Origin of the sequence: Pseudomonas sp. TYF_14, from assembly GCF_043105275.1 — a bacterium.
GTDB classification, from domain to species: Bacteria; Pseudomonadota; Gammaproteobacteria; order Pseudomonadales; family Pseudomonadaceae; genus Aquipseudomonas; species Aquipseudomonas alloputida.
In genome coordinates, this window is sequence record NZ_JBICLK010000019.1 from 17369 (window position 1) to 32488 (window position 15120).

Here is a 15120-nt window from a genome sequence, read left to right on the forward strand (position 1 = left end):
GAAAACAACGTTTTTACAGATTGATCCGCCCCCGTAGTCTGTGCACGTACCCGACCACGGAATGCTGACCATGCTGCACTTGCTGCTGACCACCCTGCTCCCCATCATCCTGCTGATAGCGCTGGGTACCTTCCTGCGCCTTCGCGGTTTTCTTGCCGAGAGCTTCTGGCCTGGCGCCGAGCGCCTGAGCTACTACGTCCTGCTGCCGTCGCTGTTCCTCCATGGCCTGGCCACTGCCAACCTCGATGGCATACCGGTGCTGGGCATGGCCGGCGCACTGATGCTCTCGACCCTGGCCGGTGCCGTATTGCTGATGCTGTATCAGGGCGCGGCGAACCATGAGGGTGCCGACTTCACTTCGGTGTTTCAGGGCGGTATCCGCTTCAACAACTACATCGGTGCCACCCTGGCTGCGGGCATCTACGGCAGCGCCGGGATTGCCCTGGCGGCGGTGGCCAACGCTGCCATCGTGCCCTTGGTCAACCTGCTCTGCGTACTGGTGTTTGCCCGCTTCAGCGCCCGTCACAGTTCGCCCGCCACGGTGCTTCGGGCGATCTTCGCCAACCCGTTGATCGTCGGCTGCGCAGGGGGGCTGGTGCTACGGGCCACGGGGCTGGGCTTGCCGGCCGGTATCGACGCCACGGTCAAGGCCTTGGGCCAGGCCGCGCTGCCGCTGGGCCTGCTGTGTGTCGGCGCTGCCCTGGGGGGCGCCAGCCTCGGCCAGCAGGTACGGCCGCTGATGGCAGCATCGGCGTTCAAGTTCCTGGTCATGCCACTGACCACCTGGGGCGTTTGCCGGCTGTTCGGCCTGAGTGGCCAGGCAGCGGTGGTGGCGGTGTTGTTCCAGGCGCTGCCAACCGCTTCGTCGTCTTATGTCATGGCCCGGCAAATGGGCGGCAATGCGCCACTGATGGCCACCCTCATCGCCCTGCAGACCGTGGCTGCGGCCGCCACCCTGCCTTTGGTATTAATGCTTACGCTTGGCTAGACTGAAATTCTGCCCACTGCCTGGTAATGTGCCCATGCGCCTTCACTTGATGCTGATCGGCTTGACCTCGGCCCTGCTCGCAGGCCCCCTGTACGCCGCTGACCCGGCCAAGGCCGCCGTTGCCGAGGACAAGGCCGCAGTGCTTGAAGAAAAGGTCGTCGAAGATGCGCCGCCCCCCAGGAAGGCAGAGAAACTGACCCCAGGCGAAACGCAGGCAGTGGACCCGGCTGGCCAGGCGCCGCTGGATGACAGCATCACCTGTCTGGCACGTACCATCTACTGGGAAGCCAAGGGCGCCGACGCCAAAGACATGACCGCGGTGGCCAGTGTGGTGCTCAACCGCCTGGGCCACGATGGCTTTCCCGATACCATCTGCGCGGTAGTCAAACAGGGGGTGGAGACCAAGGCCTGTCAGTTCTCATGGTGGTGTGACGGGCGCCCGGACCAGGTCGAGGAACCGCAACGCTACGACGTTGCCAAAGAGATCGCACGCAAGGCACTGAACCAGCAGTTGAAAGACCCCACCGGCGGCGCATTGTACTTTCACGACCGCACGGTGCGCCCCGACTGGGCGAAGGCTTATCGCAAGACCGCGCAGACCACCCACTTCCTGTTCTACAAGCCGAACCAGACGTTGGCCCATTGACGCGCAAACGGCTGACAACGCTGGCCCGATGCGAATGATTGGCAACTGACCGCACTTTTCCACCGGCCAGGGGTCTACTCCCTCTTTTGCCGCCAGTAACGATTGCCGGCGTTTTCATTGCCTTGCACGACCTCGGGCCAAAAGCCCCGGGCTTGTGTAGGATGAGCAGCGCACACCACGACGCTGCCAGTCATAGGGAGATCCACATGCGCGTCCTGACATCCGTTGTCGCCTTGTCACTGGGCCTGGTCGTTTCGACCGGGGCGCTGGCAGCCACCGGCGAAGAGGCGCAGTTGATCGATTCGATCAATGTCTACCGCAGCAAGGCCCAGCCCTGCGGTGGCGAGGCGTCGTTGGAACTGCCGCCGCTCAACAGCGACACACGCCTTGCGCTGTCGCCAGAGGGCACCCGCGACCTGCAACAGGCCATGACCCGCGCCGCCTACCCCATGGTCAGCGTCCAGGCCATCAGCCTGTCGGGGCCACGCGACGCACGCGCCGCCATGCATGCCATCGAGGAAAGCTTCTGCCAGGTGGTGCTCGACCCGCAATTCGTCGATATCGGCGTCAGCCAGGAGGGCCGCGACTGGCGCATCGTGCTGGCACGGCCGCTGCTCAGCGGCCGCCTGGGCGACTGGCAGGCCGAGGGACAGAAGGTGCTGCAGGAGGTCAACGCCGCGCGCAAGGTGCCACGGCAATGCGGCGGCCAGCCGTTTGCCGCCGCCCCGCCACTAAGCTGGAGCACAGTGCTGGCCGGGGTCGCCGCCAACCACACTCGGGCCATGGCCAACCAGAACTTCTTCGACCACATCGACAAAGATGGCCGCACACCCGGTGACCGGGCGGAACTGGCCGGGTACCTGTACCAGCAGATCGGCGAAAATATCACCGCCGGGCGTGACACCGCGCAAAAGGTCGTCAACGGCTGGCTGGACAGCCCAGGGCACTGCGCCACGCTGATGAATCCGGACTTCCGTGAACTGGGCGCTGCCTATGCGATAGACCCCAAGAGCGATGCAGGGATCTACTGGACAGGGTTGTTCGGGACGCCGCAGTAGATCACGTGAGCGGGTAATGACCTGCACGCAACTGCAGGGCCGTACACCCAAACCGACGCCGCACGCACTTGCCAAGGTAGCTGGCATCACCCAGGCCCACCTCATCGGCAATCTGCGCCAGGCTGTGGCTGGAGTTGAGCAAACGCCAGCGCGCCTGCTGCAAGCGCATCTCCAGCCACCAGGCCTTGGTGCTCATACCGTGGCTGGCCTGGAACTGCCGGTCCAGTTGACGCCGGCTGATGCCCAGTTCTGCGGCCAGCTGCTCCACGGCCAACGGCGTGCCCAGGTGATGGCGCATCAGTGCTTGCGCCCGCTGCACCTGGCGCCCCTGACCAGCACCCAGCTCCAGCGAGCGCAAGGCGTGACGGCTGTCGCGGGTCTCGTCCACCAGCATGTCAGCCAGCCCTTTGAGCGCACGGGTTCGCCCGCAAGCGCGTGACAGTAGTGCAACGGCCAGATCTATGGCGGCGGTGCCACCGGCGCACGTGATGCGGTTGCCATCGATGCAGTACAACTGCTCGCGCAACAGCTGCAACTGCGGAAACGCAGCACGAAACTCGGCTTCGTGACGCCAGTGCACCACCACTTTGTGCCCCTGCAGCAGGCCGCAGGCAGCCAGCAGGAAGGCGCCATTGTCGACCCCCACCAGCTTGACACCCGCCTTGGCGGCCTGCCTGAGCAACGCCTGGTAACGTGGCGCCAGCGCCGCGGTGGCCATGGCACTGCGACCGCCGAACACCACCAGGTAGTCGAATAGGTCAAGGTCGAGCTGATCGGCAATGGCCTCGACCTGCAGCACCGCGCCACTGCTCGACGGTACCGGCTCGAGGCTGAGCCCCGCCACCATCCAGCTGCAATAGCGTTGTTGGCTGTAGTCCTCGTCGTCGGCGCTGAAGCGCAATTTGTCGAGAAAGGCGCCAAACGGCAGCAAGGCAAAATCCGGTAACGGCATGATCAGCAAGCGGATGTCGGGCGGCATGAAACCACGTCCAGAAAAGACCCTTTTATGACCAGATAATACTCTTTCAGCGTGAGCGTTGCGCCATAGACTGTCGCCCTCTCTCGACCAAGGCAGTTTTCAACATGGCACTGGACACCTGGCTCATCTACCTGCTGGCCAGCATCGGCCTGTCGCTGACCCCGGGGCCCAACAGCCTGTTGGCGTTGACCCATGGCGCGCTCTATGGCGCACGGCGAACGCTGTTCACCATCGTGGGCGGGGTCTTGGGTTTCAGCGCCCTCATCGCCTTGACCATGTTCGGCCTCAGCGCACTGCTCCAAACCTCGGCGGCAGTGCTGAGCGTCCTGAAGTGGGTGGGTGGGGCTTATTTGATCTGGCTGGGCATTCAACTATGGCGCAGTCCAGGCCTGCAGCTGGAACTGACCGCGCACAGCGCGCGGCTGGGCAATGCCGGGCTGTTTCGCCAGGGCCTGCTTTCGGCCATGGCGAACCCCAAGGTGCTGCTGTTCTATGGTGCCTTCCTGCCGCAGTTCATCGACCCACAGCGAGGGCTGGTGCTGCAATTTGCGGTGATGGCCGCGACCTTTGCCAGCGTCGAGTTTCTGGTCGAATACCTGCTGGCGCGCCTGGCGTTTCGCATTCGGCCATGGCTGGCCAAGGGTGGCAAAGGTTTCAATCGCTGCTGCGGGAGCCTGTTTGCCTTGATTGGTTTGGCGCTGCCGCTTGGCCGATAGCGGGCCCGCGAACACGGGCGAAGCCCGTGCCCTGCACCGCGTAACGGTTCAACCCCGGCGTGCTTTGAGTAGAAACACAACCAGCGCCACACCCGGCAACCCCGCCCCCACCAGTGCCACGCCTTGCCAGCCAAACTGGCTGAACAGCGCACTGGCCACCGCCGACCCCAGCGCCCCGCCGAGGAAGATGCTGGTCATGTACACCGCATTCAGCCGCCCGCGGCTGGCCGGGTCCAGTGCGTACACTTCACGCTGGCCGATGACCATGTTCATCTGCACCGCAAAGTCCAGCAACACGCCGGTAAGGCCCAGGCCAATCACGCTGTAACCCGGCACTGTCAGCCCCAGCAACAAGGCCGCCGGCGCCAGCAAAAGCGCCAGCAGCGAAGCGGCGCGGGCATGCCCGGCATCGGCCAGGCGGCCGGCCAAGGGCGCAGCTACGGCGCCCACCGCGCCGACAAGGGCGAACACGGCGATCTGGCTTTGTGACAGGCCATGCTCCCCGGCAAGCGCCATCGGCACTGCCGTCCAGTAAAGGCTGAACGCTGCAAACATCAATGCCTGGTACAACGAACGCTGACGCAACAGTGGATAACGACGCAGCAGTGTGAGCAGCGACAGCATTAGCCCGGTATAGCTGGCTTTGTGCTCGGGCCGCCGCTGCGGCAAGGTCAATGACAGCAACAGGATGATCGCCAGCATTACCCCGGCGGCGCCAATGAACACCGCACGCCAGCCGAAGTGGTCGGCCACCACGCTCGACAGCGGTCGCGCCAGCAGGATGCCCAGCAACAAGCCGCCCATGATGTTACCGACCACACGACCACGCTGCTGTTCCGGCGCCAGATGCGCCGCCAGCGGGATGAGCATCTGCACCGACACCGAACTGAAGCCGATCAGCAGTGCGTAACCCAGGAACAGCTGCCCCTGGCCACTGCTGCTGGTGCCTGCCAGCAGTAGACTGACGCAGGCCAGGACCGCGGTGGCCACCATCAGGCGGCGGTTCTCCAGCAGGTCGGCCAGCGGTACCAGCAATAACAGGCCCAGGGCATAGCCCAGCTGAGTGAGGGAAACGATCAGGCTGGCATGCTCGGTGGACAGCCCCAGGTCCGGGGCGATCAGCCCGACGATGGGCTGGGCGTAGTAGATGTTGGCGACGATCGCGCCGCAGCAGAACGCCAGCAGCACTACCAGAGCCCGGCTCAGGCTGGCGGCTGCCGGTTGCGCTGTCGCAAGGGAGGGGTTCATGCGAAGTTCCTCGACAAGGGTGGGGTATATGCCGGCCACCTTACCCATGGACGTCAGCACCGAGAATCCGGCGGTGGCGCAATGCGGCTTTGCGCACTGCGCAACACTAGTGACCGTGTATGAGCAAATTTTCGCAAAAGTCGATGAATGCGTTTACCCGCCGTGAGCCCCGGTGGTTGGGCATATACAGGGCGTTGATGCTGCTATTGGCTGCGCCAGGACTGGCCTGCCAGTCGGGGAATATTCGCTGCAGGCGCCCTGCCAACACATCCTCGCGTACCAGCCAGTCGGCCAGCAGTGCGATACCACTGCCTGCCAGTGCCGTTTCACGCAACATGTCGGCATTGGCGCTGCGCAGTGGCCCACTTACGTCCAGTTCCAGGCTGTCCTGGCCACAGGTCAGGCGCCAGGGGCGCGCTTTCTGACCATAGCGAAAACGCAGGCAGGCATGGTCAAGCAACTCCTGGGGATGCTGCAGTGGCTCACGCCCGGCCAGGTAGGCCGGGCTGGCCACCAGCCAACGCTCAAAACCGCCGAGCCGGCGGCACACCAACTCGTCATTGGGCGAGGGGTCACCCAGGCGAATCGACAGGTCATAGCGCCCGTCAAGCAAGTCGTCCAGCCGGTCACTGAGGTCGATGTCCAGTTCCAGCGCCGGGTGCTGCGCCAGGAACGGCCCCAGGTGCGGGGCGATGACCCGCCGGCCGAACTCCACTGGCAGGCTCAGGCGCAGTACACCCACAGGCTCCTCGCCGCGATCGGCGATGCTGGCATCCGCCTCGTCCAGTGCTTCAAAAATGCCCCGTGCCCGCTGGTAGTAACGGGCGCCGGCCTCGGTCAGGCTGACCTGGCGCGTCGAGCGGTTGAGCAAGGTGGCGCCCAGCGACGCTTCCAGGGCATCGACCAGACGTGTCACCGACGATGTCGCCAGCCCTAGCCTGCGCGCGGCAGCAGAAAAGCCTTGGGCATCGACAGTGGCCACGAACATTTTCATCGCCAGCAGCTTGTCCATGTTCAGCCCGTCTTCCAAAACTCGGAAAGTTCTTACAAACAGCCGGGCGGGTCAAGCCGCGCGCGCCAAGGCGATTGCGTCCATAGTGGAATCCACCCATTTCCAAGGAGGCTTACCATGACCCTGAACAACCTGCTGACCGCCCTGCCGCCCTGCGACCCCGCCAGCGCCGAACGTGTCGACGAACTGCTCAGCCGCCCTGGCATCCGCGTGGAGCGTATCGTCTCCAGCGGGCAGGCCAGCCCACCCGGCTTCTGGTACGACCAGGCCGAAGGCGAGTGGATCATGTTGCTCAGTGGTGCTGCCGCCCTGCGTTTCGAGCACGAGCACCACACCCGCCTGCTGGCGCCGGGCGATTGTCTGGACATCCCCCCGCACGACCGCCACCGCGTGGAATGGACCGCGCCCGGCACGGCCACCATCTGGCTCGCGGTGTTCTATAGCAGCAGCACCCCATGGCCTGCCTGAAGGGGCCATGCCTGCCCGTGCACAAGGCGCAGTTGTCCCGTCGCCGTGCAAGGTTGGGCTTACGACCAAAGCATGAATACAAATCGAAGACACGTCATAAACGCCTCGTTCAATGCGTTTTTCAGCACCTTATCTATACTTTTGGCCACATCTTCGTAGTTTCAGCCCTGCGACAATCAGCCTCGCTCAATTATGTACCAACTTGTTAATTAGCAAGCTAAGGGCTTAAACTGCGCGCATTCCACCTGCTGAGATCCCTGGCATGAAAGAAACACCGCGCGCCTCTGGCGCCACAAACTTCATCCTGGTCGGCCTGGGCGTGATCATCGCCCTGCTCGGCCTCCTCCTCGCTGCCGGCGGCGTCAAGCTCGCCGGTCTGGGCGGTTCCTGGTACTTCCTGATCGGCGGCTTGGCCATGGCCATCGCCGGTGTCCTCATTGCTCGCCGCAAGAAGGCGGGCGCCTGGCTGTATGCCGTGTTCCTGGTCGGTACTGCCATCTGGGCACTGATCGATGCGGGCCTGGTGTTCTGGCCGCTGTTCTCGCGCCTGTTCATGTTCGGCGCAATCGGCATGGTCGTGGCGCTGGTCTACCCGCTGCTGGCGCGTGCCAACGGCGCCAGCGCCGGCCGCGGTGCCTACGGCGTCGCCGGGGTAATGGCCGTGGTACTGGTGGTCGCGGTCGGCAACATGTTCGTTGCTCACCCAAGCGTCGCGCCCACCGGCAAAGGCCCGGGCATGACCCCGGTCGAAACCGGCAAGGAACAGAAAGACTGGGCCCACTACGGCAACACCGAAGGTGGCAGCCGCTTCGCCGCGCTTGACCAGATCAACCGGGACAACGTCAACAAGCTGAAAGTGGCCTGGACCTACCAAACCGGCGACGTTGCAATCAGTGACGGCAACGGTGCCGAAGACCAGCTCACCCCGCTGCAGATCGGCAGCAAGGTGTTCATCTGCACCCCGCACAACAACCTGATCGCACTCGATGCCGACACCGGCAAAGAGTTGTGGAAGAACGAAATCAACGCCCAGTCCAAGGTCTGGCAGCGTTGCCGTGGCATGGCCTACTTCGACGCCACTGCCGCCATCGCCCAGCCAACCCAGCCGAACAGCTCGCCGATCACCGGCGTTAGCGTAGCGGCCGGTGCCAACTGCCAGCGTCGCCTGCTGACCAACACCATCGACGGCCGCCTGATTGCCGTCGACGCCGACACCGGCGAGTTCTGCCAGGGCTTCGGCAACAACGGCCAGGTCGACCTCAAGGCAGGCCTGGGTGATGTCCCGGACTCCTACTACCAGCTGTCCTCGGCACCGCTGATGGCCGGCACTACCGTAGTGGTCGGCGGCCGTGTTGCCGACAACGTCCAGACCGACATGCCAGGCGGCGTGATCCGTGGTTTTGACGTGATCACCGGTGAAATGCGCTGGGCCTTCGACCCGGGCAACCCGGAAGACCGCCAGGCTCCGCAGGGCGACAAGACCTACGTGCGCAGCACCCCGAACAGCTGGGCACCGATGTCCTACGACCCGGCAATGAACACCGTGTTCCTGCCGATGGGCTCGTCCTCCACCGACATCTACGGCGTTGAGCGCAGCAAACTGGACCACACTTACGGCGCTTCGGTGCTGGCTTTGGACGCCACCACCGGCAACCAGAAATGGGTGTTCCAGACCGTGCACAACGACCTCTGGGACTTCGACCTGCCCATGCAGCCAAGCCTGATCGACTTCACCAAGGACGACGGCCAGTCGGTGCCTGCGGTGGTGATCGGCACCAAGGCCGGGCAGATCTACGTGCTCGACCGCGCCACTGGCAAGCCGCTGACCCAGGTCGACGAAGTACCGGTCAAGCCAAGCAACATCCCGAACGAGCCGTACGCCCCTACCCAGCCCAAGTCAGTGGGCATGCCGCAGATCGGCGCGCAGACCCTGACCGAATCGGACATGTGGGGTGCCACCCCGTATGACCAGCTGCTGTGCCGCATCGACTTCAAGAAGATGCGTTACGACGGCCTGTACACCGCGCCGGGTACCGACCTGTCGCTGAGCTTCCCGGGTTCGCTGGGTGGCATGAACTGGGGCAGCATTTCTACCGACCCGGTACATGGCTTCATCTTCGTCAACGACATGCGTCTGGGCCTGTGGATCCAGATGATTCCTTCGCAGAACAAAGGTGGTGCAGCATCCGGTGGCGAAGCACTGAACACTGGCATGGGCGCGGTACCGCTCAAGGGCACCCCGTATGCCGTGAACAAGAACCGCTTCCTGTCGGTCGCCGGCATTCCATGCCAGGCACCGCCGTTTGGCACCCTGACCGCCATCGACATGAAGACCCGCCAGGTGGCCTGGCAGGTCCCGGTGGGTACCGTTGAAGACACCGGCCCGCTCGGCATCCGCATGCACCTGCCGATCAAGATCGGCCTGCCAACGCTGGGCGGCACCTTGTCTACCCAGGGCGGCCTGGTGTTCATCGCCGGTACCCAGGACTTCTACCTGCGTGCCTACGACAGCAGCAACGGTAACGAAATCTGGAAGGCTCGCCTGCCAGTAGGCAGTCAGGGCGGCCCGATGACCTACGTCTCGCCGAAGACCGGCAAGCAGTACGTGGTGATCACTGCTGGCGGCGCCCGCCAGTCGACTGACCGTGGCGACTATGTGATTTCTTACGCTCTGCCGTAAAACCGCGTCGCCTGCTTCGCGGGCAAGCCCGCTCCTACAAGGCCCCTGTAGGAGCGGGCTTGCCCGCGAATGCCCCTCAAAGACAACCCGAGATTCTGTAATGCCATCCGCAATTCGCATCACCCCCACCCTGCTGCTGGCCCTGGCCAGCACCACTGCCCTTGCCAGCGACGATCTCATGACCCGCAGCACCCTGACCGGTGACTGGGGCGGCCTGCGCCATCAACTCGAAGAAGACGGCGTCAAGATCACCGGCGACTACAGCGGTGAAACCGCCTACAACGCCCACGGTGGCCTGCACCGTTCGGCGCGCTATTCGCAGAACGTCAAGCTGGGCGTGCAGTTCGACCTGTCGAAACTGTACGGCCTGGACAACGGCGGCAAGGTCCAGCTGACCATCAACGACCGTCGCGGTAACAGCGCCTCGGAAGACCTGGTCGGCAACCGCCTGCCAATCCAGGAAAACTACGGTGGCCTGTACACCCGCCTGACCGAGCTGAGCTACGAGCGCACACTGTTCACCCCGGCGCTCAACGTCAAGCTGGGCTACATGGCCATGGGCAACGACCTCGGCGGCCTGGACAGCGGCATCCTGTGCAATTTCATGAACGCCGGCTTCTGCGGCCACCCGCTGAACATGTCGGGCGGCAGTGGCTGGACCAATTACCCCAACGCCCACCTCGGCGTGCGCGTGAAGTACGACCTGTCACCTGCCTGGCAGTTGCGCGTGGCGGCGTTCAACGTCGACCCCGAAAGCAACGGCAACTCCAGCCGCGCCTGGCACCTGGGGCCCAAGCACACCACCGGCACCGTGGTACCGGTAGAACTGGTATACAAGCTGCAGGGTGAACTGCCAGGCGAGTACAAGCTTGGTTACTACTACGACAGCTCTGATGTGAAACGCATCGGCAGCGATGATGAAGTGTCCGGCCGAGGTGGCCATTACCTGCTGGTCGACCAGGCGGTGTGGAACGACCAGGCCTCCCCAGGCCGAAGCCTGCACGCCTTCGGCCAGTACTCGGCGTCGAGCAAGGCCGCTTCGCCGTTCACCAAGTGGTATGGCGCCGGCGTGGTGCTGTACAAGCCGTTCGAAGGCCGCCCGAAGGATACCGTGGCACTGGGTTACGGCCGCGCCGTACCCAACCCGCGTAGCCGCGATGTGCTGGAAGATGCCGCGTTCAACGCGGGCCAGCAGTTCCCGGACATCGACAGCGCCGAACAGTTGATCGAACTGAGCTACGGCTACCAGGCCACGCCATGGCTGAACCTGCGCCCGGACGTGCAATACATCATCGAGCCAGGGGCGTTCTCGGGCAAAGACATCGACAACGCACTCGTGGTCGGCCTGCAGGTCAAGGCGACCTTCTGAACCGCCGGGGCCGCACTGCGGCCCCATCCGCCGGCGCAACCCTCAAGCCTGTTTGAGGTAGTCCACCAGCCTCAGCAGCATGGCATCACAGCCGCGCAACTGCTCGACACTGACAAACTCATCCGGCTTGTGGCCCTGGTCCATGCTGCCAGGGCCGCACACCACGGTGGGGATGCCCGCCTGGTCGAACAAGCCACCTTCGGTACCAAACGCTACCGTGCCGAACGTATCCGAACCGCTGAGTAGCGCCACCAACCGCGCAGCCTCGCTGTCTTCCGGTGTCGCCAGCCCCGGATAGGCACTCAGCGGCGCCAGGCGAATGGCGCTGGCGGTATTGACCTTGCGCATACGCGGCAGCAACTCGGCTTCAGCATAGGTTTGCAACTGGTCGGCGACCGCCTGCGCCTCGAACCCGGGGAGCGCACGCACTTCGAAATCGAACTCGCACTCGTCCGGCACGATGTTCAGCGCCCTGCCCCCTTTGATCACGCCGGCCTGCACCGTGGAGAACGGTGGATCGAAGCGCTCGTCGTGATGAACCGGCAGTGCCAGGGCCTCGCCGATTTCACCCAACTTGCCAATCAGTTTCGCCGCATACTCGATGGCGTTCACCCCATACGGCGCGTACGCCGAATGGCACGCTGCGCCCTGCACCTGGCAACGCATTGCCAGCTTGCCCTTGTGCCCCAGTACCGGTTTGAGTTCGGTGGGTTCACCGATCAGGCACAGCCGTGGTTTACACGGGCGCTGTTGGAGGGCAGCCAGCATCGAGCGCACGCCCAAACAACCGACTTCTTCGTCATAGGAAAACGCCAGGTGTACCGGCATGCGCAACGGCTGCGCGAGAAACGCGGGCACAGCAGCCAACACCGAGGCGATAAAGCCTTTCATGTCGGCCGTGCCGCGGCCATACAGGCGGCCGTCACGCTCACTCAGGGCAAACGGCTCGACTGTCCAGGCCTGGCCATCCACCGGCACCACATCGGTATGCCCAGACAGCACCACACCACCAACATCCCTGGGGCCGACAGTGGCGAACAGGTTGGCCTTGGTGCCCTCCGGGTTATGGAACAGCTCGCACTCCACCCCCAGCTCGGCCAGGTAATCACGGATAAAACCGATCAGCGCCAGGTTGGAGTCGCGGCTCACCGTGGCAAAGCCGATCAGCCGGGCCAGCAGCGCGCGACTGGCAAATTCACTCATCGCCCGGCACCCCATAGCTTGGCGCGGCGGTCGGGTTGAGGGCGCGGGTGACGTAATCCTGCATCTGCGGGCGATAGGCTTGCCACAGGCCATCGAGCACGCCGATCGGGTCGCTGTCGGCCCAATCGACGCGCAGGTCCACCAGCGGCCAGGTCAGCTCGCCAGCAATCTTCAGCGCCGCCGAGTGCACGGGCCCGGCTTCGCCACCCGCTGCCATCGCCGCGTGCATGGCTGCCAGCAGGCGGTCGGCCAGGTGGCCGCCGGCCTGTTCAAAAGCCAGCACCATGGCTTCGATCACCTGGGTCGAGGACAGCAGGTTGCCAGCCGCCGCGCATTGTTCGCCGGCCATTGCATGGTGTGTGCCCAGTGCTTCCCGCCCGGTGAACAGGGCCACCTGGCCGTGGCTGTCGATCACCGTGACCTGGCGGTACTCGCTCCAGCCATTGGCACTGAGCACCCTGTCCAGCGCAGCGGCGGGCGGCAACTGGCAATGCTCCAGGGCATCGAGAATCTGCGGGCCCAGCGCCGGCAGGGTGATGTTCTGGGTCGAGACTGCGCCCACACCGGCACGCACCCAGGGGCAACGAGCACCCACGGCGATGCTCGACGAGCTGATGGCGATACCGACCTGGCCGGTTTCCTGGCAACGACCAATGATGGAGAACGTCATGTCATGGTTCCTGTTGTGCTGTGCGATACACGGCATTCTGAGTGGAACCTTCGGGCGGGCGAAACGACCTTTTTCCGAGGGGGTAGGCAGGAAAAAACTATGCTCTAGGGCCCGCTCTCTGCACCCGCTCGAAAAACCACGCCACCCACCCGGCCAACCTGCCCCACAGGCCAGAAAACTCAAGGCCTTCGCCGTTTTATCGGCAAGTACCAGCTAAATACTATTTTCGCCATTTCCACGGCATCCCTAGTCTGGCTCCAGGCAACGGCGGTCCTCCAAACCGACCTGACAAAAACCGCCTGAACAAGGGCTCGGACATGACACTGAACAACCTCGAAATCGACACCCTCGTCGTCGGCGCCGGCCAGGCCGGCGTGGCCATGAGCGAACACCTGAGCAAGCTTGGCGTGCCGCACCTGGTACTGGAGCGCAACCGCATCGCGCAGGCCTGGCGTACCGGCCGCTGGGACTCGCTGGTCGCCAACGGCCCGGCCTGGCACGACCGCTTCCCGGGGCTGGAATTCAACCTCGACGCCGATGCATTCGCCGGCAAGGACCAGGTGGCCGACTACTTCGAGCAGTACGTACGCAAGTACAACCTGCCCGTGCGCACCGGCATTGAAGTGAAGCGCGTGGTGCGTAACAGCGACCGCCCTGGCTTCACCATCGACACCAGTGAAGGCGTGATTCGCGCCAATCGCGTAGTCGCCGCCACCGGCCCGTTCCAGAAACCGGTGATCCCGGCCATCGCGCCGAAAGACAGCAACCTGCACCAGATTCATTCCGCCGCTTACTTCAACCCAGAGCAGTTGCCTGAAGGCGCGGTACTGGTGGTCGGTGCCGGCTCTTCCGGCGTGCAGATTGCCGAAGAGCTGATGCGCGCCGGACGCCAGGTGTACCTGTCGGTCGGCGCCCACGACCGCCCGCCGCGTGCCTACCGCAACCGCGACTTCTGCTGGTGGCTGGGCGTGCTGGGCGAGTGGGACGCGGAAATTGCCAAGCCCGGTCGCGAGCATGTGACCATCGCGGTCAGTGGCGCCCGTGGTGGCCACACCGTGGACTTCCGTGCCCTCGCCCACCAGGGCATGACCCTGGTCGGCCTGACCCAGTCGTTCGAAAACGGCGTCGCGCGCTTCCAGGACAACCTGGTCGAGAACATCAATCGCGGCGACGACAACTACCTGGCCCTGCTGGATGCGGCCGATGCCTACATCGAACGCAACGGCCTGGACCTGCCGGAAGAGCCCGAAGCGCGCCAGCGACTGGCCGACCCGGAGTGCATGCGCAACCCGCTGCAGCAGCTGGACCTGGCCAAGGCCGGCGTCAGCAGCATCATATGGGCCACCGGTTACGGCGTGGACTTCAGCTGGCTGCAGGTAGACACCTTCGATGCCAACGGCAAGCCCCAGCACCAGCGTGGTGTGGCCCGTGAACCTGGCGTGTACTTCCTCGGCCTGCCGTGGTTGTCGCGCCGTGGTTCATCGTTCATCTGGGGGGTGTGGCACGACGCCAAGCACGTCGCCGGCCACATCGCCACACAACGCACCTACACCGCCTACCGCGACCGCGAGCAACGCGCAGCGGATGAGCAGCAAACCGCCAAGATCAGCAATGTCAGCACCCTCGGAGCCCACTGATGCCTACCCATACTCGCATCCGCATGTTCAACACAAAGGAAACCTACCCCAACCAGACCCTGGACAACGACTTGTGTCAGGCCGTGCGGGCGGGCAATACCATCTACGTGCGCGGCCAGGTCGGTACCGACTTCGAAGGCAAGCTGGTGGGCCTGGGTGACCCGCGCGCACAAACCGAACAGGCGATGAAGAACGTCAAGCAACTGCTTGAAGAAGCCGGCTCGGACCTGTCGCACATCGTCAAGACCACCACCTACATCACCGACCCGCGCTTCCGCGAGCCGGTGTACAAGGAGGTGGGCAAGTGGCTCAAGGGCGTGTTCCCGATTTCCACCGGGTTGGTGGTGGCCGGGTTGGCCCAGGCCGAGTGGCTGATGGAGATCGACGTGATCGCCGTGGTTCCCGATCAGCAATGACCGCAGGCCTGAATGGCGGGTGGTGACTGC

The 15120-nt window shown here is 64.2% G+C and carries 14 protein-coding genes; 9 read left to right on the plus strand and 5 right to left on the minus strand.

From position 1 onward, the window contains the following. The first annotated feature begins 70 nt into the window (after positions 1-70). From ACF8O8_RS05565 to ACF8O8_RS05575, 3 genes are all read left to right on the plus strand, one after another. The gene (locus ACF8O8_RS05565) at positions 71-988 is read left to right on the plus strand and encodes an AEC family transporter (RefSeq protein WP_049587120.1); all 918 of its coding nucleotides are present in this window, start codon (positions 71-73) and stop codon (positions 986-988) included. Between the two features lie 34 nt (positions 989-1022). Continuing rightward, positions 1023-1634 carry a cell wall hydrolase gene (locus ACF8O8_RS05570; protein ID WP_049587121.1) on the plus strand — a complete coding sequence of 204 codons (612 nt, stop codon included), beginning with the start codon at positions 1023-1025 and terminating at the stop codon, positions 1632-1634. Between the two features lie 206 nt (positions 1635-1840). After that, positions 1841-2692 carry a CAP domain-containing protein gene (locus ACF8O8_RS05575; RefSeq protein ID WP_010954417.1) on the plus strand — a complete coding sequence of 284 codons (852 nt, stop codon included), beginning with the start codon at positions 1841-1843 and terminating at the stop codon, positions 2690-2692. Position 2693: 1 nt separating this feature from the next. Here ACF8O8_RS05575 and ACF8O8_RS05580 read toward each other — a convergent pair whose 3' ends face one another. Beyond that, a complete protein-coding gene (locus tag ACF8O8_RS05580) occupies positions 2694-3671 on the minus strand; it encodes a GlxA family transcriptional regulator (RefSeq protein ID WP_392509355.1) in 978 nt (325 codons plus the stop codon). Positions 3672-3775: 104 nt separating this feature from the next. On the opposite strand from ACF8O8_RS05580, the gene ACF8O8_RS05585 reads away from it, so the two are divergent. Next, the gene (locus ACF8O8_RS05585) at positions 3776-4387 is read left to right on the plus strand and encodes a LysE family translocator (protein ID WP_010954419.1); all 612 of its coding nucleotides are present in this window, start codon (positions 3776-3778) and stop codon (positions 4385-4387) included. A 48-nt stretch (positions 4388-4435) separates the two neighbouring features. Here ACF8O8_RS05585 and ACF8O8_RS05590 read toward each other — a convergent pair whose 3' ends face one another. Both ACF8O8_RS05590 and ACF8O8_RS05595 read right to left on the minus strand, forming a co-directional pair. Beyond that, on the minus strand, positions 4436-5635 hold the full coding sequence (locus ACF8O8_RS05590) for an MFS transporter (protein WP_350297996.1): 1200 nt from the start codon (positions 5633-5635) through the stop codon (positions 4436-4438). 106 nt (positions 5636-5741) lie between these two features. Then, positions 5742-6647, minus strand: coding sequence for a LysR family transcriptional regulator (locus tag ACF8O8_RS05595; protein WP_392509356.1), 906 nt, complete (start codon positions 6645-6647; stop codon positions 5742-5744). A gap of 117 nt (positions 6648-6764) precedes the next feature. Here ACF8O8_RS05595 and ACF8O8_RS05600 point away from each other — a divergent pair, with 117 nt between their 5' ends. The 3 genes from ACF8O8_RS05600 to ACF8O8_RS05610 all read left to right on the plus strand — a co-directional run bounded on the left by ACF8O8_RS05600 (position 6765) and on the right by ACF8O8_RS05610 (position 11164). Further along, the gene (locus ACF8O8_RS05600; RefSeq protein WP_003247774.1) at positions 6765-7115 is read left to right on the plus strand and encodes a cupin domain-containing protein; all 351 of its coding nucleotides are present in this window, start codon (positions 6765-6767) and stop codon (positions 7113-7115) included. Positions 7116-7377: 262 nt separating this feature from the next. Further along, positions 7378-9795 carry a glucose/quinate/shikimate family membrane-bound PQQ-dependent dehydrogenase gene (locus tag ACF8O8_RS05605; RefSeq protein WP_392509357.1) on the plus strand — a complete coding sequence of 806 codons (2418 nt, stop codon included), beginning with the start codon at positions 7378-7380 and terminating at the stop codon, positions 9793-9795. A 100-nt stretch (positions 9796-9895) separates the two neighbouring features. After that, the gene (locus ACF8O8_RS05610; RefSeq protein WP_049587124.1) at positions 9896-11164 is read left to right on the plus strand and encodes a carbohydrate porin; all 1269 of its coding nucleotides are present in this window, start codon (positions 9896-9898) and stop codon (positions 11162-11164) included. Between the two features lie 42 nt (positions 11165-11206). Here the strand turns inward: ACF8O8_RS05610 and argE are convergent, their stop codons facing one another. Both argE and ACF8O8_RS05620 read right to left on the minus strand, forming a co-directional pair. Continuing rightward, complete coding sequence (argE, locus tag ACF8O8_RS05615; RefSeq protein ID WP_049587126.1) at positions 11207-12367, minus strand: acetylornithine deacetylase; 1161 nt, start codon at positions 12365-12367, stop codon at positions 11207-11209. Then, the gene (locus tag ACF8O8_RS05620; RefSeq protein ID WP_392509358.1) at positions 12360-13037 is read right to left on the minus strand and encodes a DUF1028 domain-containing protein; all 678 of its coding nucleotides are present in this window, start codon (positions 13035-13037) and stop codon (positions 12360-12362) included. Before ACF8O8_RS05620 ends, argE begins: the two co-directional genes overlap by 8 nt. A gap of 317 nt (positions 13038-13354) precedes the next feature. On the opposite strand from ACF8O8_RS05620, the gene ACF8O8_RS05625 reads away from it, so the two are divergent. Together ACF8O8_RS05625 and ACF8O8_RS05630 are read left to right on the plus strand one after the other, a co-directional pair. Continuing rightward, positions 13355-14674, plus strand: coding sequence for an NAD(P)/FAD-dependent oxidoreductase (locus tag ACF8O8_RS05625; RefSeq protein WP_010954426.1), 1320 nt, complete (start codon positions 13355-13357; stop codon positions 14672-14674). After that, positions 14674-15090 (plus strand): RidA family protein, encoded by a 417-nt coding sequence (locus tag ACF8O8_RS05630; RefSeq protein ID WP_014590706.1) that lies wholly within the window; start codon positions 14674-14676, stop codon positions 15088-15090. The genes ACF8O8_RS05625 and ACF8O8_RS05630 overlap by 1 nt, the downstream gene beginning before the upstream one ends. Positions 15091-15120 lie beyond the last annotated feature (30 nt).

Excerpts from the sequence above, each read along its gene's own strand:
- ACF8O8_RS05565 (WP_049587120.1), top strand. The coding sequence starts at position 71 with ATGCTGCACTTGCTGCTGACCACCCTGCTCCCCATCATCCTGCTGATA.
- ACF8O8_RS05570 (WP_049587121.1), top strand. The coding sequence starts at position 1,023 with ATGCGCCTTCACTTGATGCTGATCGGCTTGACCTCGGCCCTGCTCGCA.
- ACF8O8_RS05575 (WP_010954417.1), top strand. The coding sequence starts at position 1,841 with ATGCGCGTCCTGACATCCGTTGTCGCCTTGTCACTGGGCCTGGTCGTT.
- ACF8O8_RS05580 (WP_392509355.1), bottom strand. The coding sequence starts at position 3,671 with ATGCCGCCCGACATCCGCTTGCTGATCATGCCGTTACCGGATTTTGCC.
- ACF8O8_RS05585 (WP_010954419.1), top strand. The coding sequence starts at position 3,776 with ATGGCACTGGACACCTGGCTCATCTACCTGCTGGCCAGCATCGGCCTG.
- ACF8O8_RS05590 (WP_350297996.1), bottom strand. The coding sequence starts at position 5,635 with ATGAACCCCTCCCTTGCGACAGCGCAACCGGCAGCCGCCAGCCTGAGC.
- ACF8O8_RS05595 (WP_392509356.1), bottom strand. The coding sequence starts at position 6,647 with ATGGACAAGCTGCTGGCGATGAAAATGTTCGTGGCCACTGTCGATGCC.
- ACF8O8_RS05600 (WP_003247774.1), top strand. The coding sequence starts at position 6,765 with ATGACCCTGAACAACCTGCTGACCGCCCTGCCGCCCTGCGACCCCGCC.
- ACF8O8_RS05605 (WP_392509357.1), top strand. The coding sequence starts at position 7,378 with ATGAAAGAAACACCGCGCGCCTCTGGCGCCACAAACTTCATCCTGGTC.
- ACF8O8_RS05610 (WP_049587124.1), top strand. The coding sequence starts at position 9,896 with ATGCCATCCGCAATTCGCATCACCCCCACCCTGCTGCTGGCCCTGGCC.
- argE (WP_049587126.1), bottom strand. The coding sequence starts at position 12,367 with ATGAGTGAATTTGCCAGTCGCGCGCTGCTGGCCCGGCTGATCGGCTTT.
- ACF8O8_RS05620 (WP_392509358.1), bottom strand. The coding sequence starts at position 13,037 with ATGACGTTCTCCATCATTGGTCGTTGCCAGGAAACCGGCCAGGTCGGT.
- ACF8O8_RS05625 (WP_010954426.1), top strand. The coding sequence starts at position 13,355 with ATGACACTGAACAACCTCGAAATCGACACCCTCGTCGTCGGCGCCGGC.
- ACF8O8_RS05630 (WP_014590706.1), top strand. The coding sequence starts at position 14,674 with ATGCCTACCCATACTCGCATCCGCATGTTCAACACAAAGGAAACCTAC.